This is a genomic window from Roseateles sp. SL47, assembly GCF_026625885.1.
Lineage (GTDB): Bacteria > Pseudomonadota > Gammaproteobacteria > Burkholderiales > Burkholderiaceae_C > Roseateles.
On the sequence record NZ_CP113068.1, the window covers coordinates 2631483 to 2654227 of the forward strand.

The 22745-nt window shown below is 65.9% G+C and carries 17 protein-coding genes, 1 other RNA gene and 1 pseudogene; 9 read left to right on the forward strand and 10 right to left on the reverse strand.

From position 1 onward, the window contains the following. Nucleotides 1-188 precede the first annotated feature (188 nt). The 3 genes from OU995_RS11340 to OU995_RS11350 all read right to left on the reverse strand — a co-directional run bounded on the left by OU995_RS11340 (nt 189) and on the right by OU995_RS11350 (nt 4036). Nucleotides 189-1778 (reverse strand): tripartite tricarboxylate transporter permease, encoded by a 1590-nt coding sequence (locus OU995_RS11340; protein ID WP_267835655.1) that lies wholly within the window; start codon nt 1776-1778, stop codon nt 189-191. 1 nt (nt 1779) lies between these two features. Beyond that, nucleotides 1780-2202: a tripartite tricarboxylate transporter TctB family protein gene (locus OU995_RS11345; RefSeq protein ID WP_267835656.1), complete on the reverse strand. Its 423-nt coding sequence runs from the start codon at nt 2200-2202 to the stop codon at nt 1780-1782. Nucleotides 2203-2407: 205 nt separating this feature from the next. Beyond that, on the reverse strand, nt 2408-4036 hold the full coding sequence (locus tag OU995_RS11350) for a winged helix-turn-helix domain-containing protein (protein WP_267835658.1): 1629 nt from the start codon (nt 4034-4036) through the stop codon (nt 2408-2410). Nucleotides 4037-4573: 537 nt separating this feature from the next. Between OU995_RS11350 and OU995_RS11355 the strand changes: the two genes are divergently transcribed. Next, a complete protein-coding gene (locus OU995_RS11355) occupies nt 4574-5977 on the forward strand; it encodes a hypothetical protein (RefSeq protein WP_267835660.1) in 1404 nt (467 codons plus the stop codon). Here the strand turns inward: OU995_RS11355 and OU995_RS11360 are convergent. Continuing rightward, nucleotides 5949-9053, reverse strand: a complete 3105-nt coding sequence (locus OU995_RS11360; RefSeq protein WP_267835661.1) for a sensor histidine kinase — start codon at nt 9051-9053, stop codon at nt 5949-5951. The genes OU995_RS11355 and OU995_RS11360 overlap by 29 nt on opposite strands. A gap of 322 nt (nt 9054-9375) precedes the next feature. Further along, nucleotides 9376-9981: a GNAT family N-acetyltransferase gene (locus tag OU995_RS11365; RefSeq protein WP_267835662.1), complete on the reverse strand. Its 606-nt coding sequence runs from the start codon at nt 9979-9981 to the stop codon at nt 9376-9378. A gap of 295 nt (nt 9982-10276) precedes the next feature. On the opposite strand from OU995_RS11365, the gene OU995_RS11370 reads away from it, so the two are divergent. Together OU995_RS11370 and OU995_RS11375 are read left to right on the forward strand one after the other, a co-directional pair. Further along, on the forward strand, nt 10277-12370 hold the full coding sequence (locus tag OU995_RS11370; protein WP_267835663.1) for a lectin: 2094 nt from the start codon (nt 10277-10279) through the stop codon (nt 12368-12370). Between the two features lie 95 nt (nt 12371-12465). Then, entirely contained in the window at nt 12466-13983 is a 1518-nt protein-coding gene (locus OU995_RS11375; RefSeq protein ID WP_267835664.1) for a hypothetical protein, read from the forward strand. A gap of 264 nt (nt 13984-14247) precedes the next feature. Here OU995_RS11375 and OU995_RS11380 read toward each other — a convergent pair whose 3' ends face one another. From OU995_RS11380 to ffs, 4 genes are all read right to left on the reverse strand, one after another. Further along, nucleotides 14248-15063, reverse strand: coding sequence for an SPFH domain-containing protein (locus OU995_RS11380; RefSeq protein ID WP_267835665.1), 816 nt, complete (start codon nt 15061-15063; stop codon nt 14248-14250). A 10-nt stretch (nt 15064-15073) separates the two neighbouring features. Next, a complete protein-coding gene (locus tag OU995_RS11385; protein ID WP_267835666.1) occupies nt 15074-15256 on the reverse strand; it encodes a hypothetical protein in 183 nt (60 codons plus the stop codon). Nucleotides 15257-15388: 132 nt separating this feature from the next. Next, nucleotides 15389-15910 (reverse strand): DUF3592 domain-containing protein, encoded by a 522-nt coding sequence (locus OU995_RS11390; RefSeq protein WP_267835667.1) that lies wholly within the window; start codon nt 15908-15910, stop codon nt 15389-15391. Nucleotides 15911-16206: 296 nt separating this feature from the next. Further along, nucleotides 16207-16304: signal recognition particle sRNA small type (ffs, locus tag OU995_RS11395), an RNA gene on the reverse strand. 275 nt (nt 16305-16579) lie between these two features. Between ffs and OU995_RS11400 the strand changes: the two genes are divergently transcribed. Then, on the forward strand, nt 16580-17002 hold the full coding sequence (locus tag OU995_RS11400) for a hypothetical protein (protein ID WP_267835668.1): 423 nt from the start codon (nt 16580-16582) through the stop codon (nt 17000-17002). Nucleotides 17003-17169: 167 nt separating this feature from the next. Here the strand turns inward: OU995_RS11400 and OU995_RS11405 are convergent, their stop codons facing one another. After that, nucleotides 17170-18300: an AIR synthase-related protein gene (locus tag OU995_RS11405; RefSeq protein WP_267835669.1), complete on the reverse strand. Its 1131-nt coding sequence runs from the start codon at nt 18298-18300 to the stop codon at nt 17170-17172. A gap of 96 nt (nt 18301-18396) precedes the next feature. On the opposite strand from OU995_RS11405, the pseudogene dnaX reads away from it, so the two are divergent. From dnaX to OU995_RS11425, 5 genes and pseudogenes are all read left to right on the forward strand, one after another. Then, nucleotides 18397-19504: pseudogene (dnaX, locus tag OU995_RS27560) on the forward strand (DNA polymerase III subunit gamma/tau); the annotation flags it as partial. Between the two features lie 1349 nt (nt 19505-20853). Next, nucleotides 20854-21339 carry a DNA polymerase III subunit gamma/tau C-terminal domain-containing protein gene (locus tag OU995_RS27565; protein ID WP_420714883.1) on the forward strand — a complete coding sequence of 162 codons (486 nt, stop codon included), beginning with the start codon at nt 20854-20856 and terminating at the stop codon, nt 21337-21339. Nucleotides 21340-21358: 19 nt separating this feature from the next. Next, entirely contained in the window at nt 21359-21685 is a 327-nt protein-coding gene (locus tag OU995_RS11415; RefSeq protein WP_088450374.1) for a YbaB/EbfC family nucleoid-associated protein, read from the forward strand. Nucleotides 21686-21695: 10 nt separating this feature from the next. Then, entirely contained in the window at nt 21696-22283 is a 588-nt protein-coding gene (gene recR / locus OU995_RS11420) for a recombination mediator RecR (protein WP_267835671.1), read from the forward strand. Continuing rightward, nucleotides 22280-22669 carry an MAPEG family protein gene (locus OU995_RS11425; RefSeq protein ID WP_267835672.1) on the forward strand — a complete coding sequence of 130 codons (390 nt, stop codon included), beginning with the start codon at nt 22280-22282 and terminating at the stop codon, nt 22667-22669. Before recR ends, OU995_RS11425 begins: the two co-directional genes overlap by 4 nt. Nucleotides 22670-22745: the final 76 nt, after the last annotated feature.

The following is a 22745-nucleotide window of genomic DNA, read 5'->3' on the forward strand; positions in this document are numbered from 1 at the left end:
CCGACGCCCTTCGGCGCAGACCTTGACGGTCGGCCCTTGTCTCTCGACCTTGTGCCCGGACCTTGGGCCCGGATCTTGGGCCCGGACCTTGGGCCCGGATCTTGTGCCTGGACCCGGACCTGGTGAGTCTGCGCCGGTGGCCGCCACACCCGTGACACACCGGGTGTGGCGGCGCGACCCAGACGGTCTCAGTCCGCAGCGGCGCCAGCGGTACCTGATGCACCAACTGCACCAGTTGCACCAGTGGCAACGGCCGCATCGGTCGCGCCAGCCCCACCGGTCGCGCCAGCCGCAGTGCGTGATCGCCGGGCCTTCCACACGAAGGCCAACAATTGCCACACCACAAACACCGCCATCAGCCCGAGCAGCGTGGCGCTGATCGGCCGTTGCACAAACACATCGAACTTGCCCCGGCTGATCAGCATCGCGCGGCGGAAGTTCTCTTCCAGCATCGGTCCGAGGATGAAGCCCAGCATCAGCGGGGAGGGGTCCATGTCCAGCCGCATGAACACATAACCGCACAGCCCGAACAAGGCGGTGACGAAGATGTCGTCCAGGTTGTTGTTGACGCTGTAGGTGCCGATGCAGCAGAAGAACAGAATGGACGGGAACAGCACGTTGTACGGGATCTTGAACACCGACAACCAATACCGCACCAACGGCACATTCAGCACCAGCAGGAACACGTTGCCGATCCACATGCTGGCCACCAGCCCCCAGAACAGATCGGGATGGCCGCCAATCATGTTGGGGCCGGGCTGAATGCCCTTGATGATGAACGCCCCCATCATCAGCGCCATCACCGGGTTCTCGGGAATGCCGATGCTCATCAGCGGGATGAAGCTGGTGCGCGAGGCGGCTTCGTCCGCCGCCGCCTGGCCGGCCACACCCTCGATGACACCGGTGCCGATCTCATGCCGGTACTTGCTGACCTTCTTGTCCAGCGCATAGGCGGCGAACTGCGCGATCACCGGGCCACCGCCGGGCAGGATGCCCAGGAAGGAGCCCACGGCGCTGCCGCGCAGGGCGCTGGGCAGAATGCGTTTGAACTCCGGCCAGGTGGGCATCAGGTGGATCTTGCCGTTGAACGGCGTGCGCTCGTTTCGGGCATCCAGGTTCTTCGCGATTTCGGCAATGCCGAAGCAGCCCAGTGCCACACTCACCAGGCCCACCCCTTCCGCCAAGAACGGCTGGTCAAAGGTGAAGCGCTCCACGCCGCTGTTCACGTCGGTACCGATCTGGCCAAACAGCACGCCGATGAGGCACATGGCCAGCCCGTTGAGCAGGTGGCCGGTGGTGACGAAGCTGACGCACAGAAAGCCCAGCAACATCAGCGAGCAATAGTCCGCCGGGCCGAAGAGAAAGGCCACCTCGCCCAGGCTGGGCGCCAGCCAGGCCAGCACCACGATGGCCACCGTCCCACCGATGAAGCTGGAGACGCCTGCGGTGAACAGGGCCAGGCCGGTCTGGCCCTTGAGGTTCATCTGATAGCCGTCGATGCAGGCCACGATGCTGCTGGCATGCGGGATCTTCATCGTGATGGCGCTGACGCTGTCCCCATACTGGGCGCCGTAATAGATGCCGGCCAGCATGATGAGTGCGCCGGTGGTGGGGATGGAATAGGTGAGCGGCAGCAGCAGGCTGATGGTGGCCAGCGGGCCGAGGCCGGGCAGCAGCCCCACCAGCGTACCCACCATGCATCCGATGGCGCAGTACATCAGGTTCTGCAGCGTGAGGGCGTGGCTGAAACCGAACGCCAGGTTGTGCAGGACGTCCATCTCAGAGCAGCGGCAGGTTGAGGCCCAGCAGCTTCTGGAAGCCAAAGGCGATGGCCAGCAGGCCGGCGGAAATCTGGAGGTTGCGCAGCCAACTGTAGTGGCGGCCAGCGGCGGTGGCGATGAACACCATCACCACGATGCCGGCCGACATGTTCACCAGCTTGGACACCAGCGCAAATGCACAGAGGCTGGCCAGGATGAGCCCGATGTTGCCGACCTGGACCTGGAGCGGCTCGGCAGGCGTCAGCAGGGCTCGAACCATGGTGGCGAGCGCCACCAGCATCAGCAGGGCGCTGATCACCAGCGGAAAGAGGCCTGGCCCGGCGTGGTCCAGGCGGCCCACCGTATAGCGCAGGGACCCCAGCCCGAAACCCAATGCCACCGCTGCGAGGAACACGCCTCGCGCGAGAGGTCTACTGATCATTGTCTCCACCAATCTGTCTAACTTGCCGGATGGCCAGGGCATGGTGGAAGGGCCGTGCTGCGCCTGCCACCGGGCTTGTACGGACGAGACAGGGTTCTGCAAGCTTGCTGAAGGCTTGGGGAAGGGTTGGTGCAAGCTTCACAACAGCGCGCGGCTCATTGGGCGGGTGTCGCCCAATGAGCCGCATGGGGCTGCGCTTGGCGCGTCAGCCGTTGAGTCGCGACGACATCGGCGCCGGAGGCACCAGTTGCCGGAAGGCGATGGGCTGCACCGCGAGGGCGGGCTGGGCCAACCGCACCGACGCTGGCGCTTGCTCCGCCATCAGCATCTGATGCGCGAAGCTGCGGGCCATGGCGTGCATGCGGTAGCTGGGCTGGTCGCCCACGCGGGGAAACAGCCAGCTTTTGTTCACCAGGCTGTGGACGACCGCCAGCACCTCCTGCCGTTCCATCATGTCGGGTGCGATGAAGCTGACGATGTCGCCGAGCGGAATCGGCCCCCGCACCACCGACAGCCAGCGCAGCAGCCGGCGCTCCGGCTCGCTCAGCAGGTCGTAGCCCCAACGCAGCAGCGCCTGGAGGTTCTGGTGGCGCGAGATGGCATTCCGGTGGGCGCCGCACAACAGCAGGAAACGGTCGTCCAGGCTGGCGGCCAGGCCCTTCAGGCCGAAGGTGCGCACCATGGCCGCTGCGTGCTCGATGGCCAGCGGCACGCCGTCCAGCCCATGGCAGATGTGGGCGATCCACAGCGCATCGGCATCGGTTGGGGCAAAGCCTTGGTCAGCGGCCTGCGCACGCTGCACGAACAGTTGGACCGCCGGATAGTGCAAGGCGTCCGCCAGCGACGGCACGCTGGCGCCCGGCATCGGCAGGCAGGGCAGCAGGTAGACCTGCTCGCCCATCGCCCGCAAGGGTTCACGGCTGGTCAGCAGGAGGTGCAGCCCTGGAGTGGGGGCCAGCAAGCTCTCCACCAGCGACACCACACCCTTCACCACATGTTCACAGTTGTCCAGGATCAGCAGGCGGCGTTCACCGGCATGAGTGGCCGCCAGCCGCTTGTGCAGCCGCTCGAACAGACCTTCAATGCTGCGGTCCACGCCTACCGCGCGCGCGACGGCAAAGGCCACATCCAGCGGGCTGGCATGTGGCGCCAGCGCCGCCAGATCCACAAACCAGAGCCCCTCGAGATGACGGTGCCCCACCTTGCGCGCCACTGCCACCGCCACGCTGGTCTTGCCGATGCCGCCCGGCCCGACCAGTGTGACAAAGCCATAACGAGCCAATTGGCGGTCCAGGGCTTCCAGCGTGTCGTCGCGGCCGAGCAAGGGGCCGCAGGGGCGAGGCAAGTGCTGTAAGCCCGGAGGCATCGGCGCATGGAGGTCCGCCTCGTGCTCGGAGGACATCGCCGTCGGCGTGCGCGCGGGCGACACGAGCGCCGGCGGGCCGGCAGGCACGGGGCGCGGGTCCGCAAGCTCGTCCAAGGGTGCGGGCGCCGTTGGTAGCTCTTCCAGCGGTGGAGGGGCCACCTGCACAGCCGGGGCCACGAAGCTATAGCCGCGACCCGCAATATTGGCGATGTAGCGGACCCCGCCGTCGCTGGCGCCCAGGGCCTTGCGCAGCGCCGCCATGTGGACCCGGAGCGTGTTGTCCTCCACCACTTCCTGTGGCCAGACTTGCGCCATCAGTTCCTGCTTGCTGACCACCGCACCGGCGCGGCGCACCAACACCAACAGCAGGTCCAAAGCGCGTGCGCCCAGCTTCACCTGCCGCGTGCCCTCAAAGAGCTGGCGGCGTGAAGCCAGAAGCAGGAATGGGCCGAAGCGATGGCAGCTCATGGCGAACAAGGGGGAGGGGGCACCGGGTGGGGGAAGCGACGGTCGCCATCGTCCGGGTTAACGATTGACAAGTCACTTCCCCGATCGAGGGTGCTCAACAAGCCGCGGCGGCGGCATCACCCGAACTTTGTCGCTGCGGAGCGGGACAGAGGTCGATCGATCAATCACCCTGTTACAGAGAAGGACACCCTCATGGTCCCGTTACCGTTCCATGGTTCGGCCGCTGGGGGGAGCACCGGGTCGGCCAACACGCTTGCGGTGCATGGGCCCGGTGAAGCCCCGGAGGCCTCCAGTGGCCGCGACGGCGCTCCTGCAGCCAGCCTCGATGAGCTCGCCACCCAGCGGGAGCGGGGGGATCTCATTCAAAGCCTGACCTCCCGCAGCGCGGCGGTGCTCACTGTGTCGGGGAGCGAAGGCCTGGTGGCCGTTCTCGCAGCGGCATGCCCAGCGCTGCCCAGTTGGCCTCCAGGCCTGCTGCTGAGCTGGTTTCAGCATGGCCGCCACAGCGCCCGTCCGTCATCGGCCCCGGCCACCCATTTGGTGGTGGGTCTGGAGGAACGCGACGGCGTGAAGGGCCACTTCACGGACATCGTCTCGGGCACGCTGGGGGACCGCCTTCCCGCCCATAGCCCCTTCCATCGACATGTCCCGGCGAGCGGCGACGATGTCTTTCAGGTGATTGCGGCGGCGCTGCTGGAGTACCAAAGGCACCAAAGTCATGGGGGCACCCGCCCTCAACAAAAGTCCAGCCACCAGCTCTCGATGGCCGTGGACCTGCGCACGGAACTGGCGGAGTGGCTGCGCACGCCGGAAGGGGGGCGTTTCCCGCTGCGGTCGGCGCAGTGTCGGCCGCTGACCTGCGGCGCCAGCGGGACATCTGGCACTGCCCGGTTCGGCCCCCCTGACCCCGTGTCCAGCGATGGCAACGCCGCTGCGCCCGCCCGGCTGGTGCCGGTATCCGTTCAACCGTCACGGCCCAGCGGCGAGCCGCTGACCGTGGACGAGGCGGCCAATCTGCTGAGGGCGGGCGGGTGGACGGACGCCTTTGAATACCTGATACCGGCGTTGCTGGTCAGGCTTCCCAAACAGCATGCACTGAGGCTGCCGTCGTTGGTGGTGGAGGATGATCGAGCAAGAACCGTCCACACGGATGGGGGTGTCTACCGAAACTCGCCTGCCGTCCAGGTGCTGGAGGGGGGACGATGCCGGTTCCGTCCCTACACTGCAGCGCCCTTTTCAGGCACCTGGACAGGGCCCGACGCCTTCCTGAGAGCCGCCTTCAACGGCGAAGAAGGAGTAATGGCATCGACCACCGCGCTGAGAAGGGAACTGGCCGCCATCCTGCAGCTCAATCCGGAGTTCACGCGTCTGCAGCTTCTGTTGCATGCCAAGCGGCTCCCCTTTGACCACGTCGTGTTGTCTAACATCTGCATGATGGCCAATCGCCTTCAACTGGAGGGGCAGCAACTCTTAAACACCACATCACCGCAGCGCGACGTCACCGGCGAGGACCTGCGCCGGTGGATTGTGTCGGATTGGTGGGATGGTGACGATCGGGATCGTCATATCCTGGACGAGGGCGTCAGCCTGTTGCACGCGAAGATGCTGACGACGTCGCTCGGCCTCTCCAAGGCTGGCAAGTTGTTAGCGTACGGGACCACCTACAACGCCCTGGAAGCCCCCAGCGTCAACCGCGCAGTCAGAGGGGCGCGCCTGTCCCGCATGATTCTTCAAGATCTCCCCCGGATGATGTATGTCCATGGCTCCCTGCAGAAGTTCTGTCTCAGTGCCGGGAAGGACCATCGATCGGTCTCTTCGGGGGTGCCAGAGGAAGTGATGGCAGATAGTCTGGCCTTCGCAGATGCGGCCCATCAGGCAGACAGCCTTCTGGTCCCTCTCCCTGGCCAAGCCGTTAGCGGTCGGTCAGGACCTCAGCCCTAGTGCGAGGCATCCGGGGCCAAGGCCCCTCGTAGACATGCCGGGCCGACACCCGGAGCGTCATGCGCGTGCCTGAGTGGGCACGGCTTTCAAAGCGCAGCCGCGCGCCCAGCTGGTGCGCGCGATCTCGAATGCGTGCGAGGCCGCCGGTGCCTACGCCACCCAGCCGGCCCTGCGCGAGTTCTGCCGTGCGCATGCCGATGCCGTCATCGATCACTTCCAGCCGAAGTCCCCACCAACGATAGAGCAGCAGCATGCGGATGTTGCGGGCCTTGGCATGGGTGAAGGCATTGCTCAAGGCCTCCTGGCCGAGGACCTGGAGATGTTGCTGCGCGCTGGATCGCAGTACACGGGGGGTGCCTTCCACCTCCATCAGGAAACGACGTGCATGGGCGGCCGCGAGACGTTCGCCGAAATGGGACAACGCCAGGGCCAGATCCTGTTGCTGGGGCAGCGCGACCTCCCGCAACTGGCTCACCTGTTCCCGCCCCAGCAGAATCAATTGGTCCGCGCGGTCCAGAGCCGTGTTCATGAGGCCCCGGTTGGGGTCCGTTTCAGACATGCGGTTGGCCACCTTCTGGAAGTGAAGGGTGAGCCCGTGAAGCCCTTGCAGCAGGGTGTCGTTCACCTGCTGCGCGATGCGCTCGCGCTCATCCATGCGGATGCGCAGCAGTTCATGGGCACGGCGTGCGATGACGCGCAAACGCCAGCGGAGGGCGGTGGCCAGCAAGGCCATGGCGGTCAGCACGGTCAGTGCCTTGAACCAGAGTGTCTGGGTGAGCGTGGGCAGGAGTACCACCTGCAGCGTCGCAGGGGCCTGGGCGGGGCCCGGCTGTCCATTGGCCAGCATGGCGCGCACCTGCAACCGGTGGCGGCCCGGGGGAAGATGGCTGTAGGAGAGTTCTCGCTGCGAGCCCAGCGGCCGCCAGTCCTGGTCGACGCCGTCCAGCCGCGCCTCGAACCGCACCCGCTCCGGGGCGCCCAGTTCCAGTGCCGTGAACCGCACCGTCACTGTCTGTGTACCCGGGGGCAGGCGCAGGTTGTCCTGATAGGCCTGCCAGTGTTGGTCAGCGGCCACCGCCAGCCACTGCACTGCCGGCCCCACTTGCGGCGGGGGGAGGTGGTCGAGGTCCAGCGAGGCGATGCCTTCCAGGCCGGCGAACCAGAGTCGGCCCATTCCGCTGCCGACCACACTGGACTGCGGGCCCAGCGCGGTAGCGCCCGCCGGATAACCGTCGCTGACATCAAACAGCTGAAGTTGCAGCACGGCCTGCGGGTCCTCTTGCAGGCGCCTCAGTTCCTGACGGCTGATCAGCACCGCACCACGCACGCCATTCAGCCACAGGTCTCCGGCAGCGGTCTCTGTCGCCCCTGTCACCCCGCGCAGGGCCTCCGGCTGCGTCGATCTCGGGGTGTGGAAGCGCCCCTGCACCAGCAGCTGCAGGCCCCGCTCCCCGCTCACCACCACATGGCGTCCGCTCAGGAGAAACGTGATCGCGCCCACCGCGAGCCCCTGGGTGGTGTCGTAGAGGCGGCTGCCCTGCGCATCGGTGCGCAGGACCCGATTGTTGGTGTAGCCGGTCCAGACGGCCTTGTCGCCTTCCAGCGCAAAGGTCGATGGCCGCTGGGCCTCCAGACCTGGGAAGGGCAGGGGTTGCCACGCACCGTCCCGCCACAACTTCAGCCCCGTTGAAGGAAACAGCGCCCAGAGGCCGTGACGGTTGCTGTTCAACTGACGGCATTGCGCTTGCACCTCAGCGCCGACAGGCGTGGGCAGTCGGCCGGCTCGGCTGCGGTCCTCCGATGCCGGCAACTGCCATAGGCCGCTGTTGCTGCCCACCCATTCCCGGCCGGCGGCATCCCGGTGCAAGGCACGGATGCGGTCGTGCTCCTTCGGCCATGACAGGCGGCGAAACCCTTCCACTGCGTCCCAGCGCCACAGCATGCTGCCGTGGGTGGCGTCCACGGCGGACAGCAGCAAGCGCTGCTGCAGTCCACCCGCCGGACCGATGACACGATAGGGCTGGAGCAGGTAGTTGGTGGCAGCGCTCGACGGGCTGTAGCGGGCCAGCAGCGTATCGCGAAATCGATCCAGCCCGGTCTGGGTCGCGACCCACAGGTTGCCGTCGTGGTCTTCCAGGATGGTCATGCCGATGTCGCTGGTAAGCCCGTCCTGGCGGGTGAAGGCTTCGTCCACCGGGGGGAGTACTGCCGTTTTCCCCCCGTCGGACCAGCCTGGGGGCAAGTGGCTGCGGCACAGGCCAGCCGGGCAGTAGGCGCTCCAGAGATTGTTCTGGTGGTCGATCCAGATGGCGGAAGAGTCCCGCTGGGGCACAGGCTGGCTCTCTGGCAGGCCGCTCTCCGGCAGCGGATGGAGGCGGTCGCGTGTGATCACCCAGCTTCGTCCACCCGACACGCGAATGGCTCGTCCGGCTGGCACCCCACGCAGCATGTCGACGAATTGTTGCCGGGCCGGGTCCAGCCGCCACCAGCGGTCATTGGCGGCGACCCACAGATCGCCATGGCGATCCGTGTGCAGCCCCTGGACGGGTGTCGGAGGGGCTTCCGCACGGGCGGCAGGATGTTGCCAGCCCTGGCCGTTGAATTCCAGCAGTTGACCGGCCACCACCGCCCAGGCGCGTCCCCCGGCCAGCGCTGCCAGCTTGGCGGTTTGCAGCGTGGGCAAGTCAGCCGGTAAATCGAAGGTGGTGAGTCCGCCCTGGCGATCCACGCGCGCGACGCCGCCATCCAGCAAGCCCACCCAGAGCTCGCCCTCTGGCCCGGCCGCCAGGGTGCTGACGGACCGGGTGCCGAACTCCGGATCTTGCGGCGGGGCGTAACGCTCAAAACGAACGCCGTCAAACCGGTACAGCCCGGAGGTGCTCCCGAGCCAAAGCCAGCCGTCCGTCGTCTGGCTGATCTTGCGAATGCCGGTCGGGGCGCCGTCCCGGGCCGTCCAACGGCTGTGGTGCAGTTGCCAGAGGCTGCGCTGAGCGTCCAACGCGAAGGCGGTGCCGGGCGCCAGCAGCAGCCAGGCCACGAGCCAGAACCAGGCCGTTGGGTGGAAAGGGGCACTCAAGGCGGCGACCTGTGGGTGGGAGGCAATGCTCGCGGTGGGGTGGTCTTACATCTTCCCCGCCCGGGTTTGGGGCGTCACTTCCCCATTCGAGGCATATGCGAAGCGCCCTGGTGAATGCGGGCAACCGCTCCCGTTGAACGGACCGCACCCATTGAGCGGTCGGGGGAGTGGTGGTTGATTAGCAAATATGTGGGTGTCTACATGAAACATGCCGGCAGTGGTGCTGGCGCTCGCCCTTGGATTCGTCCGTGATCTGAGGTCCCGCACGGACCGGCCCGTCCGGGGGCTGCTCACCGGCCTGAGCCCGGCGCCGTAACCGTCTTCAAATGAGGGGCGGTTCGGTCCGGTCCCAGGCCGGATTTGTGAGGGCGAAGATCTTGTGATCTCGCCAGGCGCCCGCGATGAACAGATAGTCGCGGCACAGCCCTTCTTCCCTGAACCCCATGCGCTCCATCACGCGGAGGCTGGGGGCGTTGTCCGGGCGCACCGCCACTTGAATGCGGTGGAGCCAGACGCGAGGGCTGAACAGTTCATCCAGCAGGCAGTGCAAGGCTTCCTGCATGTAGCCCTGGCCCTGTTGGGCCGCATCCAGGCTGTAGCCCAGCCAGGCGTTCTGGGCGACGCCACGAGCGACTTGGGAGACCTGGCATTGGCCGATGACCTCGGTCGGTTCGCCGTGGCGGGTGAGCCAATAGCGCCACATCTGCCCATGCGCGAAGGCGGAAACTTCTGCATTCATGCGGGCTTCGGTCGCCACCGGCTCCAGAAAATCAGCCGACCGTGGCGGCTCCCAGGGCGCCAGATGAGCCAGGTTGCGCTGATGGAAATCGCAGATTGCCGGGGCCAGTAGCGGGTGGGAGGCTTCCAGTTGCAGTCGCTCCGACTGAAGCAGGCTGGCGGGATTGCGCGGGGCGACGGGGGTGTTCATGAGACGGGGATGTTGGCCGGTCGTACAGGCAAGAATCCAGGATTGTCGCCGTTGTGGATACAGCCTCACGCGGCCGGCGCCCGGGCCCGGTGTTCGCCTGCCTAAGCGGTCCAGCCCACATTGCACCGCCCCTTCTTCCAGCGTCAGCACCGCCGTGCAGACCCTGGCAGCGCTACATTGACCGCACACCACGGCCGCCATCAACGACCGGGACGCAGAAGCAGGAGACCTAGCGATGCTGGCCCGAAGTGATCGATTTTGGAGGCGACCGTCTGGCGCTGTGATGGAAACCGTGATGGACTCAGGGATAGCCCCCGTGATGCACCTGCCGACGACGCTGATCAAGCTGATCAAGCTGATGGTGGCGCTGCTGCTGGTCACGGCCGCGCTCGGAGTCCCCTCGGCGCAGGCCGTCACCACAACGCTGGTGGGCAAGGGCAGCAACCGCTGCCTGGATGTGCAGGGGGGCGCCACGGCGGCGCCTGGCGCGCCGATGATCATCTATGACTGCCACGGCGGTTCCAACCAGGCGTTTGAATTTTCCAGCGCCGGTGAGATTCGCGTCATGAATGGCACCCGCTGCCTGGACGCCTATCAGCAGGGCACCGCCTTGGGCACTGCCGTGGTGGCCTACACCTGCAATGGCCAGATCAATCAGAAATGGACCTACAACAACAACGGCACCATCACCGGGCGCCAGTCCGGGCTCTGCCTGGACGTGTACAAAGGCCTGAGCGACCCGTTGACGCCGGTGATCCTCTACACCTGCCGAGCGACCAGCAATCAGGTCTGGATTCGCAATGACGGTGTGGTCATCGACACCACGCCGCCGACACCGCCGACGAACCTGTCGCTGTCCAATCTCCAGTGCCGCTCCGCGACACTCTCCTGGGCCCCTTCCACCGACAACACCGGTGTGACCTTCTACGACATCTATCACGATGGCCAGCAGATGGCCACGGTCACCGGCAGCACGCTGGCGACCACGCTGACGCTGACACCTGGGGCACGCTGGGGCCTGTATGTGAATGCGCGCGATGCGGCCGGCAATGTGTCGCAGGCCAGCGCCACGTTGACGGTGGCGGTGCCGCAGTGCTCGGTGGATACACAGCCGCCCAGTGTGCCCAGCGGCCTCAGCGCCGCAGCAACGGGCACCTCGGTGGCGCTGAAGTGGAATGCCGCCACGGACAATGTCGGCGTCGCCGCCTACGACATCTACCGGAATGGCGCCAAGGTCGGAGCGACCTCCAGCCTCACCTACACCGACAGCGCGCTGACGGCCAACACGACCTATCGCTATGCCGTCTCCGCGAGAGATGCGCAGAACAATGCCTCCATCCTCACGCCGGAAGTGCAGGTGACGACGGGTGGCAGTTGCAGCAGCGCCGTCTGCGGTGTGGTGCAGGTGGCGACGGAAACCGACCTGCCGTGGGGCATGCTGGCGCTGCCCGACGGACAGTTGCTGTATTCACGACGTGATGTGCGGGATGTCGTCCGGCTGAATCCGACCACCGGTGAGAAGACAGCGCTGGGTGCGATGCCGAATGCGGCCGGTACGGACGGGGAGGGCGGTGTCATGGGCCTGGCAGCCAGCCCGACGTTCCCCGCCTCCGACCCCTGGCTCTACATCATGTACACCACGCCCAACGACAACCGGGTGGTGCGGGTGAAATATGTGAATGGCACGCTGGACCTTTCCAGCCTGCAAGTGCTGCTCAGCGGGATTGCCCGCAACAAGTACCACAATGGCGGGCGCCTGCGCTATGGGCCGGACGGCAAGCTGTATGTCGCCACCGGTGATGCACAGAATGGCGACTATGCGCAGAACACCAGCCATCTCAGTGGCAAGGTGCTGCGAATGAATGTGGATGGCACCGTGCCCACCGACAATCCCTTTGGCAATCTGGTGTGGAGCTACGGCCACCGCAATCCACAAGGGCTGGCCTTTGACGCGCAGGGCAGGCTGTGGGAGCAGGAGTTTGGTGACAGCACCATGGATGAGACCAACCTCATCCAGAAGGGCGGCAATTACGGCTGGCCGATCTGCGAAGGCACGGTGTCCCGCAGCGGCACCGGCTGCGCCACTGCGGGCTTCCTGGCCCCCAAATACACCTACCCGGTGGCGGATGGCTCCTGCAGCGGCATTGCGATCGTGCGGCAGGCCCTGTACGTGGCCTGCCAACGCGGAGAACGTGTCTACCGTCATGCCATCAGCGGGGACAGCCTGCTCAATACGCAGGAACTGTTCCGGGGGACCTACGGAAGAATTCGTACGGTGGAGCCGGCCATTGACGGCAATCTCTGGCTGTCCACCACGAATGGCGGAGACAAGGACAACATCGCCAACAACAGCAACAACAAGATCATCAAGGTCAACCTGGGACCCTGACACGGCCGGGGCGATCGCCTTTGCAGGGCGCGGCCGGTCAAGGTTCCCATTCGGGGGAAGGCATGCGCAAGTCAGGTGCAGGGTGGTTCGTTTTCTTGATCGTTCTGGTGGGGGTGCTGAGTCTGCATCTGCCCTTCGTCACGTCGGATGCCGAGGCCAGCCTTGGTTTCAGCCGCGGGCCGTGGACGGATGAGGGGCTCTACACCGCGCAGGTGCGTAATGCCATGAGGACCGGCACGCTGGATCTGGCGGAATCGGATGGCGTGATCAAGGAACCCTTGTTTTCGCTCTTCGCGTGGGGCGTGTTGTCGGGCGTGGGGGACTCGCTCACCGTGATGCGGCTGGCGATGCTGGCCTTGAGTTCCGTGGTGCTGGCCCTGCTGGTGGCCGGGCCTTCGCCCCTCTCCCGCGCGGTGCTGGTGGGGCTGCCGGTGCTGGCATTGTCGTATTACCCGTTTCATTACGCGCATCTGGCGCTGGTGGAGGTGACGGCGTCTTTGCTGATCATTGCCGCGTTGTGGGGCGTGCAGCGGCGCTTGATGGGTGGTGGGGCCTGGACCTTTGTGTGCTCCGCCTTGCTGATCTTCCTGGCGTATTCAATGAAAGTTCAGTTTGTCTACGCTGCCGCCATTCCACCGCTGGCCTTTGTGCTGGCATGGGGCATGAATGTGGGGCAGTGGGGCGTAGGCTGGCGACGAGCGGCGATCAATGTGGCGGGTGCGAGCGGTGCCGCAGTGGCTTTTGCACTGGTGTTCCTGGCCGGCTGGTACTGGCCGAACCGCGCATTGATGTCCTTTGTGCTGGGCGCTCAGACCTCGCGGCGGTCGTCCTCATGGACGCAACTGGTGCACAGCCTGGCTGACAACCTGCACATGCTCGCCACCGACCGCCGTCTCTGGGCGGTATGGCTGGTGCTGCTGGTGGGGCTGGGCGCCGCAGCGGTCGCCTGGCGAGCGGTCAGGAGGACCGGCATTCAGCGCGGTGAAGACGCGCGGCAATCCGAGACCGAACGGCTCTATGTGGCCTTGATGGCACCACCTGTTGCCTGGGTGCTGATCGAACTGCACAAGCTCACGCTCAGCTACCTGCCGAGCCGCTATTTTCTGCCGCTGGTGATGGCCTTGGGGCTGCTGGGCGCGGCGGGGCTGTATGCCGCGTGGCGATGGGGCGGAAGGTCAGCACACCAGGCAGGGAGGTTCCAGCCCAGCCCTTGGGGCTATGCCGGTTTCGCAGTCTTGATGATGACGCTGGTGCTGGACGGACGGGACTATGCCAATGCCTACCAACGACGGGCGTATGCGGTGCGTGATGCGCAGGTGCGTCTGGCGGCGGATGGGCAGTGGGAGAACAAGCTTGTCATGGGCCCGTGGGCGGCGACCTTGTTCTGGGGGTCGGGCGCCCTCACCAAACCGGTGTGGAAAGACTATTTCAACGACGGAGACGCCATTCAACAACTGCGGCCCGTGGCGATCGTGAGCGAGCCGAGCGAGGACGATTCGGAGGGGGCCTTCAAGGCGAGCGGCGTGGTGCTGATGGAGCCGCCGATCCTGACGGTGAAGGTGCGGGACTGGACGGTGAATGTGCATGGGCCGTCAACAACACCCGCGCCGTGAAATCATGGGCGGCGAGGCCGGTCAGGACACAAGCAGCCGCCGGATCGCAGCCTCCACTATTTCTGACAAAGGCGCAGGCCAATCGTCCAGAAGGGCCTCATCCCATGAAGTCAGCCGCGACGGAGGCCGCCGCTACGGCGGAAGTCGATGCCCGCCAATGCGCCAGAAGCGGCGCCACATCCACGCCGCCGAAGTGAAACATCAGCGAAAGCGGCGTAGGCACGCGTGATGGCGACCTCAATGGGGAGAACGCCTGGCATGGGTTCAACGCGTGTTGGCGTTCACAATGCCCTTGAAGTCATAAGGCACCACGATGGTGTTGACCTTGCCAGCGGCGATGCCTTCAGCGATCTTCAACTGAGCTTGCGCATTCATGTATTCGATGGCCTTGCTGTTGGCATTGAGTGCGGCAATGCGCTCTGCTTCCTTCTTGGCCGTCTCCACCTCGATCTCCTTGGCCCGCAAGGCATTCTGCGCGGTGACCACGGCATTGGCGGAGGCAATGATGTCGTCGGCGGGCATCACATTGCGCACCTGCACCAGGGAAACGGACATCGCCGAGGCCAGGCCTTCTGCGGTGAGTGTTTCAGTGACGATCCGCTTGATCTCCGCTTCAATCTTCTGGCGGTTGTCTGCCACCGACAAAGCCTTGTATTCCCGCACTGCTTTGTAGGCCGCGTTGTTGGTGACCGAGATCATGTAGCCGTGCATCAGGAACCAGTCCTTGCTGGCGCCGTCATAGCTGTGGAAGGTGCGGCTTTTGGTGGTCCACAGGTCGGACACCGAAGTCGGATTGATCGAGTAGACCAGCGTCATGTCGAAATCCTTGAGCGTGCTGTTGTCCGCCGTCAGCGGGCTCTTGTTTTCCAGCACCACCGCAATGTCGCGAACGGGGAAGGTCAGCACATCACCAAACAGCGTCTGGTTGAAGCTGCCCGGCAGCAGTTCGGCGCCACTGATCTGTTTGTCGATGCCCACGCGCAGGCCGACCTCGCCGGTTTCGATCCGGGTGCAACCGGTGGCCAGGGCGGCCAGCAGGATCAGCGCGGTGGTGGTGGAGATGGTTTTGAATGTGGACATGCTTCCCTCGTCAGAACAAATAGATGATCAGTGCGGCCAGGCCCAGCGCCATCGCGGCGCCCAGTGCAAGCCATCGGGCCAGCCGCAGCCAGGCGAAGGCGTGCTGCCGGCTCATCGAGCGCACCCAGAATGTCAGCCCGGCGCAGGCTGCCCAGATCAGGAACAGCACCAACCAGGCGCGAACCAGAGCCATGTCCTCACTCCTCTTTGAAACAATGCATTGAATTTCTTGTGGGCGACCACGTCCGGAAGCCGCCGCGAGCATATCCAGACGGCGTGCGTTCGAATACCACCAATAGGTCGGATCTGACCTGCTGTGAGGGGTTCACGTCACACCCGTCCGGAGGCCCAGCTTGTTTTTCATGCGGGCGAGCAGTTGACGAAGGCCGATGCCCAGAACCAGCAGCACCATGAAGCTGCCAACGCTGAAGGCCAAGCGGAAGAAGATGAGGCTGTCGCCGGCAGCGGCGCGATGATCATCGAAGGATGCGACGGAGGACCACCAGGGAAACAGTCGTGACACCGACACAGTGAGCGGTGTGCCCGGCGGATATCGCGCGATCCATGCATTGGCGGTGATCTTGTCCTCAGGGGTCAACACGTGTGACTTGAAGAGGGGCAGCAGGTCGGTGCTGACGTAGCGGGTTCCATCGAACTGATAGGCGTAGCTCAGCACGAGCGCCGGTGGCGACGGGCGGCCTTTGCGGGACTGATGCAGATCAGCGGAGACCGTTTCCCCCGGCACCTTCTGCCGCCATTGCAGCAGAAGGTAGCTCCCTTCGACCGTGAGAAGCCAGCAGGCGAACGCGAGCACGATCTTCAACAGGATGCGGTTGTCGCGGATCATGGCCGATGGGGTGCTTTTGAGTGTTGTTGTGCACGCGGGATAGCCAGATTCTCCGGCACAGGCGCTGATGAGCGAGCCTTCACGGGTTGAAGGAAATCCCGTACTGCGCGGGCCATCGGCCGTAGAGATCGATGGCGGCGAAGCAACCGCAACGGGGGGGGGCGAGGTCTGTTGCGCATCCATGCTGTCACAGATGAGAGGTGGCGTGCTCCGCATACGCTGGGGAAGCCGGGCTCCCTGAAGCAGCCGGACGCAGAAATGAAAAAACCGCCCGAAGGCGGTTTTCTGCTGAATAAGGTGACGAGCCTTACCCCCGGCACTGGTTACAACGGTTAGGGCTGCTTGGTTCCCCACCTGACCCGGTTGGCCGCGCTTCCATGCGAGGAGGCCCGTCAGGGTCGCATTGTACGCGAGTGCGGCGCCCCCTTCGGCGAAGCCAAACATGATCTTCATCACATCCCGCGCCCATGCCGCGCACGGGGCGCTGGCGGCACGCCTTCCGATGTGTTTAAAATCGTCCCCAGACGCCGCGCATGAAGCGCCAGCGTCTACCGCCGATTTACCAACTACTTGCGGGCGGTCAACAAGTACGGCTAAAGCGTTGCGGCTCCGATGATGCCCCCGGGCCGGCAAACGCCGGTGATCTCTGTGGGCTCTCGGAGTTTTTTCATGTCCGCTCGTCTCGCGCAGTTCGACACCCTGCTGTCCCGCCGTCGCGCCAAGTTGCCCGCCGCTGCCCCGCAATCCGCCACCCGCATCCTTCGTGATCCCTGGGGCGAGCCGGTCGCGGAATTCACGCAGTTTCCTTCCGACCTTGCACTGCTGAAAGCCGCTTACCGCCTGCAGGGCGATGACTGGATCGGCGTGCTGGCCGATGAGGCCCAGGGCCGTGGCCTGCATGCGGCGTGGCGCCTGGCGCTTCTGCGGGCTGACCTGCATGGCCGCCCGCGTCTGTCGGCCCAGGCGGGCCCGCAATGGCTCAGCGCCGCCGTGGAAGGGCGCCCCGGTGTTCGGCCATCCGGGCTGCGCCAGGCGTTGTGCGCCAGCGCCGTTCGCCATCTTTGGGCGACGGGTTGGAAGCTGGTGGGCTAAGCCGGTCCGCCGCCAGGTGCCTGGTGACGAAGTGGACCGCCAGCGCGATGAAGCTTGTCACCACACTGGTGGGCCATGCTGCAACACCCCGCCCACCCGGCAGCGCGAGCAGCTTGACCATCGTCAGCTAGATCCACGGCTCATTCAAAAGCGCAGATCAGTGGCGATCAACGCAACTGCAGATCGTCATCGCCAAAGCGGATGTTCAGCGGTTCGATCAGCAGTTGCTTCTCGCCCGCTTCCACCTGACCCGCCACCCAGGCGTCAATGCCACAGGCCTTGGAAATCTCCACCACCTTGGCCGCCTGGTCCGCCTCCACAAACAGCGCAAAACCCGCACCCATGTTGAGGGTGGAATAGGCCTCGCGGTCATCCTGCTGTGCATGTTGCTGGATGAACTTCAGCACCGGCGTCACCGGCGGCACGGTGTGGATGCGGTAAGTGAATTTGCCCGGGTGGCGCAGCAGCTTGCGCCAGCCGTGGCCGGTGATGTTGGCGCAGTAGTGCGGCGTGATGCCAGCCTTGTAAAGCGCCTCGGTGACCGGCGAATAGAGCGTCGTGGGGGCCAGCAGGGCGTCGCCATAGGTGAGGCCGGGCTGCACTTCGGTGAGGTAGCCCTGCGGCAGACGTTCGATCAGCTTGCGGGCCAGGCTCAGGCCGTTGGCATGGATGCCGCTGGAGGCCAGCAGCACGATGGCGTCGCCGTCGGCCAGCTTGTCGCCCACGGACAGGCGCTCTTTCGGGTTGATCAGGCCGGTGCAGGAGGCGGCCAGGTCGATCCGCCCCGCTTCGACGATGCCGGCCAGCGCCGGCGTCTCGCCGCCGCCCCAGGCCACCTGGCAGGTGTCGCAGGCCTTCTTCCAGCCGGCCACCAGGGCCTGGGCCCGTTGGGCGTCGCCAAACCAGTCCGAACCACCGGCCGCCCAGTAGGCCTGCACCACCAGCGGGGTGGCGCCGACGGTGATCAGGTCGTTCACCGCCATGGCGATGGTGTCCTGTGCAATGCCGTCGTAGTAGCTCTTGCCGGTCAGCGTGGCCATTTCATCGGCCACGAGGGCCTTGGAACCCAGGCATTCGACGATGGACGCCATGTAGAACGGACCCACGTCCACCACATAGGCGGATTCGCCGCGCGAGGCCTTGACCTCGGTAAAGCCATGCGCGGCCAGGTGGCCTGCCGTGGCAGCGGCGGCGCGCTGGGCGCTGACCTTGAGCGGATCGATCAGGTCGTAATTGACACCGGCCTGCTCATAGCTCAGGGTGCCGGAGGAGGAATCTTGGGGGGCGTGGGTGCTCATGGGCGGTGATTATCCGTCACCTCTACTGACAAACCCTGGTCAACCGGTCGACCGGTCCGGTCATCACGTCAGGCGCCCCCCGTAGAATGCCGCGCCATGAGTTACCAGGTCCTCGCACGCAAGTACCGCTCCCGTACCTTCGAGGAGCTGATGGGTCAGGAGCATGTGGTGCAGGCCCTGGCCAATGCACTCACGCAGCAACGGCTGCACCATGCCTACCTGTTCACCGGCACCCGGGGGGTGGGCAAGACGTCCGTCTCCCGAATCCTCGCCAAAAGCCTGAACTGTCTGGGGCCTGACGGCCAGGGCGGCATCACCGCCCACCCCTGCGGCGTCTGTGACGCCTGCCGGGACATCGATGCTGGCCGCTTTGTGGACTATGTGGAGCTGGACGCCGCCTCCAACCGGGGTGTGGAAGAAATCTCCCAGCTGCTGGACCAGTCGGTCTACAAGCCGGTGGTGGGGCGCTTCAAGGTCTACATGATCGACGAAGTGCACATGCTCTCCAACACCGCCTTCAACGCGATGCTGAAGACGCTGGAGGAGCCGCCGGACTATCTGAAGTTCGTGCTGGCCACGACCGATCCGCAGAAGGTGCCGGTCACGGTGCTGTCGCGCTGCCTGCAGTTCAACCTGCGGCCGATGGCCCCTCAGACGGTGCTGGAGCATCTGACCAAGGTCTTGAACATCGAGCAGGTCCCTGCCGAGCCGGGCGCGCTGCGCCTGCTGGCGCGGGCGGCACGAGGCTCGATGCGGGACGCGCTCTCGCTCACCGACCAGGCGATTGCCTTCGGCTCTGGCGAGCTGAAGGAAGCCGGCGTGCGGCAGATGCTGGGCAGTGTGGATCGCGGCCATGTGGTGGGCATTCTGCAAGCGCTGGTGGCCGGCGACGGTGCCGCGCTGGTGGGCGCTTCCGACCGGCTGCGCAACATGGGCCTGTCGGCGGGGGGTACGCTGGAAGATCTGGCGGTGGCCTTGCAGCATCTGGCCGTGGCCCAGGCGGCGCCTGGTGCGCTGGATGCCAGCGACCCGGATCTGGCGGAGTTGCTGCCCCTGGCCGGCCAACTGCCGCCCGACGAAATTCAGCTGATGTACAGCATGGCGCTGCATGGCCGGCAGGAGCTGCCGCTGGCGCCGGACGAATACGCCGGCCTCACGATGGTGCTGCTGCGCATGATGGCGTTCCGGCCTGAGGGCGGTGCGCCGCGCGGGACTGGGCTGCCAGACGGTGGGGCGAAACCAACGGGTGTGACAGGCGGGGCTGGTGCGACTGGTGCGACTGGTGCGGCTAGCGGATCAGGTGCAACCGGAGCCGCTGGAGCTTCAGGAACCGGGGTGGGGCCGTCGGCGCGTGGTGTGCAGGGGGGCGCTTCGATGGGGGGCCATGCGGGGGCTCCCGTGGCGCCACGCGGTGCCGTGCACGCTTCAGACACCGCAGGTGCCACAACGCCAACGACGGTGTCCGGATCGCCCGCCGCGTCAACGACGGGGTCTGCCGAGCCCGCGACGGTGTCTGCCGAGCCCGCGACGACTGCAGCGACGGAGACTTCGGCAGCATCGGCTCCATCAATGGCCGATGCATCGTCGGCCCCGACCTCGACCTCGACCTCGACCTCGACCTCGACCCCGACCCCGACCTCAGCCTCAGCCTCAGCCTCAGCCTCTGGGGCGACCCTCGGCGTTGATTCCAAGGGTGAGGCTGGTATTTCAGGTGCTCATCACGAAGCCCAGGCTCAGGCAAACACCGACGCTGCCGCTGACATGCGGTCTGGGGCCACTTCGACCGCTTCGCAACAGCATGCGGCCGCTGGTTCCGACGGCGCCGCCGGAAGCGACGAGGGATCGCTCCCGTCCCGTGAATCGATCGCGTCATCCGAATCGGCTGGAGCGGCCGGATCGAACGGATCGAACGGATCGACCGAACCGACCGAACCGACCGAACCGACCCAACCGACCCAACCCGCCAAGCCGATCGAGGCTGACTCGGGCCCATCAACGCAGGCTGCGGCCGAAGGCTCGCAACGATCCGACACGCCAGCCGCAGCCCCGTCGGCTGCGGACGTTCCCCCGTGGGAAGACGCGCCTTTGCCCACCGAGGCTGAGCGCGCTCAAGCGGCCCACACCGAGGCCAGAGGCTCACGCGGCCACGCGGCAGCCACGCCTGCTGCTACCCCTGTGGCACCAACCGCTGCCGCCGCTGCCACCCCTGCCGCCCCTGCCGCCCCTGCCGCCGCTGCCGCCGCTGCCGCCCCTGCCCGTGCCTCCACCGAAGGCACCGGAGCCTCCCCAAGCCCCTCCCAAGGTTCCCGCTCCGGCCCCCTCCGCGCGGCCCCTGCAGGCGCCCCAGCCACCCGCTTCAGCGACCGCCTGCGGCCTCGCGCTGCGCCTGTGCAATCGGCAGAACCTGCTGAGCCGGTGGAACCGCCCGAAGACCTCTCTCCCCCGCACGATGATGACGGCGCGCCGCCGTGGCTCGACGTCCCTCCGCCTTCTGACGAGGAAATGAGCGTCGGCTCCTCCATGCTGGACGACGACCTCGACCACGACCTGGCCATGGGAGGTGAAGGCGGCGCACACGGCGGCGCACGAGGCCAGGCGGGCGAGGGCATCTACCTCTCCACCGCCGTGGAAGAAGTGACTCTGGTGCCCACCGCCAGCGGTGAGCGCTGGGCCGAACTGGTGCCCCAACTGGGCCTGAACGCCCTGGCGCGCGAACTGGCGCTGCAGGCCGAATGCCTGTCCATCGACGATCAGGCCTCGCCGCAACGCTGGTGCTTCCGGGTGGAGCGCGAGTCGCTGCGCCAGCCGGCGCTGCAGGACAAGCTGCAGGCCGCGCTGTCCGCCCACCTGAACACGCCGGTCCAACTCGACATCGAACCAGGCCGCGCCACCGACTCACCGGCGCTGCGCGATACCATGGCAGCCCGTGCGCGCCAACGCCGCGCTGAAACCATCATTCTCGAAGACCCCGAGGTCCAGCAGTTGCTGGCGCAGTTCAAGACTGCGCGCATCCTGCCGGGGTCCATCAAACCTCTCTGAACCGACAAGGATCACCATCATGATGAAGGGTCAACTCGCAGGCCTGATGAAGCAGGCCCAGGCGATGCAGGACAACCTGAAGCGCGCCCAGGAAGAACTGGGCAACATCGAGGTCGAGGGCCAGTCCGGCGCCGGCCTGGTGAAGGTCACCATGACCTGCAAGCATGACGTCAAGCGCGTCGCCATCGACCCCAGCCTGCTGTCCGACGACAAAGACATGCTGGAAGACCTGGTGGCCGCCGCCTTCAACGACGCGGTGCGCCGTGCCGAAGAAGTCAGCCAGGAAAAGATGGGCAAGCTGACGGCCGGCATGCCGCTGCCTCCCGGCATGAAGTTCCCGTTCTGATCGCCCCCTGGTGAGCGCGCTCGAACAACTGATCGAGGCATTGCGGCGCCTGCCGGGCGTGGGCCAGAAATCGGCTCAGCGCATGGCCTACCACCTGCTGCAGCACGACCGTGCTGGCGCCGATGCGTTGGCGCGTGCGCTGCAGGAGGCGGCGCGCAACGTGCGTCATTGCGAGCGCTGCCACACCTTCAGCGAAACCCCGCTGTGCAAAATCTGCCAGGACACGCACCGGGATGCCCGGCTGCTGTGTGTGGTGGAGTCGCCGGCCGATCAGGCCGCCATGGAACGCACGGCCTCCTATCACGGCTATTACTTCGTGCTGCAGGGGCGCATCAGCCCGCTGGACGGCATCGGCACCCGAGAGATCGGCGTGGCACCGTTGCTGGAGCGGGCCACCGACGGGCAGGTGGAAGAAGTGATCCTCGCCACCAGCTTCACGGCTGAAGGGGAGGCCACCGCCCATGTGCTGGCCGAGGCGCTCAAGGCGCGCGGCTTGCGCAGCACCCGGCTGGCACGCGGTGTGCCGGTGGGCAGTGAGCTGGAATATGTGGATCTGGGCACTATTGCCCATGCCTTGGTGGACCGGAGACCGTCATGACCGTGGCCAATTACTGCATCATCGTGGCGGCCCTGCTGCCGGTGGTTTGTGCCGCAATGGCCAAGTCCAGGGGGTATGGGCGGCGGCGCAGCGAAGGCGGATTTGACAACCACGACCCCCGCAGCTGGCTCAACCGCCAGACCGGCTGGCAGGCCCGCGCCAATGCGGCGCAGGCCAATGGCTTCGAGGCCCTGCCGATCTTTGTGGCCGGTGTGCTGGCGGCCCAGCAGATGCATCTCGATCAAGGCCGCATCGATCTGCTGGCCCTGACCTTCATCGCCCTGCGGGTCATTTTCATCGGCCTGTATCTGGCGGACCTGGCGGCCCTGCGCAGCCTGGTGTGGGCGCTGGGGTTGCTGACGTCGATAGCCCTGTTTTTTGTCTGAGCGGGCGCGGCGATTCGCTGCCGGCCAGACACCCAAAAAGGCGCTCCGAGGAGCGCCTTTTTTGCGGGTGTGCGGC

Coding starts and splice junctions, on each gene's coding strand:
- OU995_RS11425 (WP_267835672.1), top strand. CDS start 22,280: ATGACCGTGGCCAATTACTGCATCATCGTGGCGGCCCTGCTGCCGGTG.
- OU995_RS11380 (WP_267835665.1), bottom strand. CDS start 15,063: ATGTCCACATTCAAAACCATCTCCACCACCACCGCGCTGATCCTGCTG.
- OU995_RS11415 (WP_088450374.1), top strand. CDS start 21,359: ATGATGAAGGGTCAACTCGCAGGCCTGATGAAGCAGGCCCAGGCGATG.
- OU995_RS11405 (WP_267835669.1), bottom strand. CDS start 18,300: ATGAGCACCCACGCCCCCCAAGATTCCTCCTCCGGCACCCTGAGCTAT.
- OU995_RS11390 (WP_267835667.1), bottom strand. CDS start 15,910: ATGATCCGCGACAACCGCATCCTGTTGAAGATCGTGCTCGCGTTCGCC.
- OU995_RS27565 (WP_420714883.1), top strand. CDS start 20,854: ATGGGAGGTGAAGGCGGCGCACACGGCGGCGCACGAGGCCAGGCGGGC.
- OU995_RS11345 (WP_267835656.1), bottom strand. CDS start 2,202: ATGATCAGTAGACCTCTCGCGCGAGGCGTGTTCCTCGCAGCGGTGGCA.
- OU995_RS11365 (WP_267835662.1), bottom strand. CDS start 9,981: ATGAACACCCCCGTCGCCCCGCGCAATCCCGCCAGCCTGCTTCAGTCG.
- OU995_RS11340 (WP_267835655.1), bottom strand. CDS start 1,778: ATGGACGTCCTGCACAACCTGGCGTTCGGTTTCAGCCACGCCCTCACG.
- OU995_RS11385 (WP_267835666.1), bottom strand. CDS start 15,256: ATGGCTCTGGTTCGCGCCTGGTTGGTGCTGTTCCTGATCTGGGCAGCC.
- OU995_RS11370 (WP_267835663.1), top strand. CDS start 10,277: ATGGACTCAGGGATAGCCCCCGTGATGCACCTGCCGACGACGCTGATC.
- OU995_RS11350 (WP_267835658.1), bottom strand. CDS start 4,036: ATGAGCTGCCATCGCTTCGGCCCATTCCTGCTTCTGGCTTCACGCCGC.
- OU995_RS11400 (WP_267835668.1), top strand. CDS start 16,580: ATGTCCGCTCGTCTCGCGCAGTTCGACACCCTGCTGTCCCGCCGTCGC.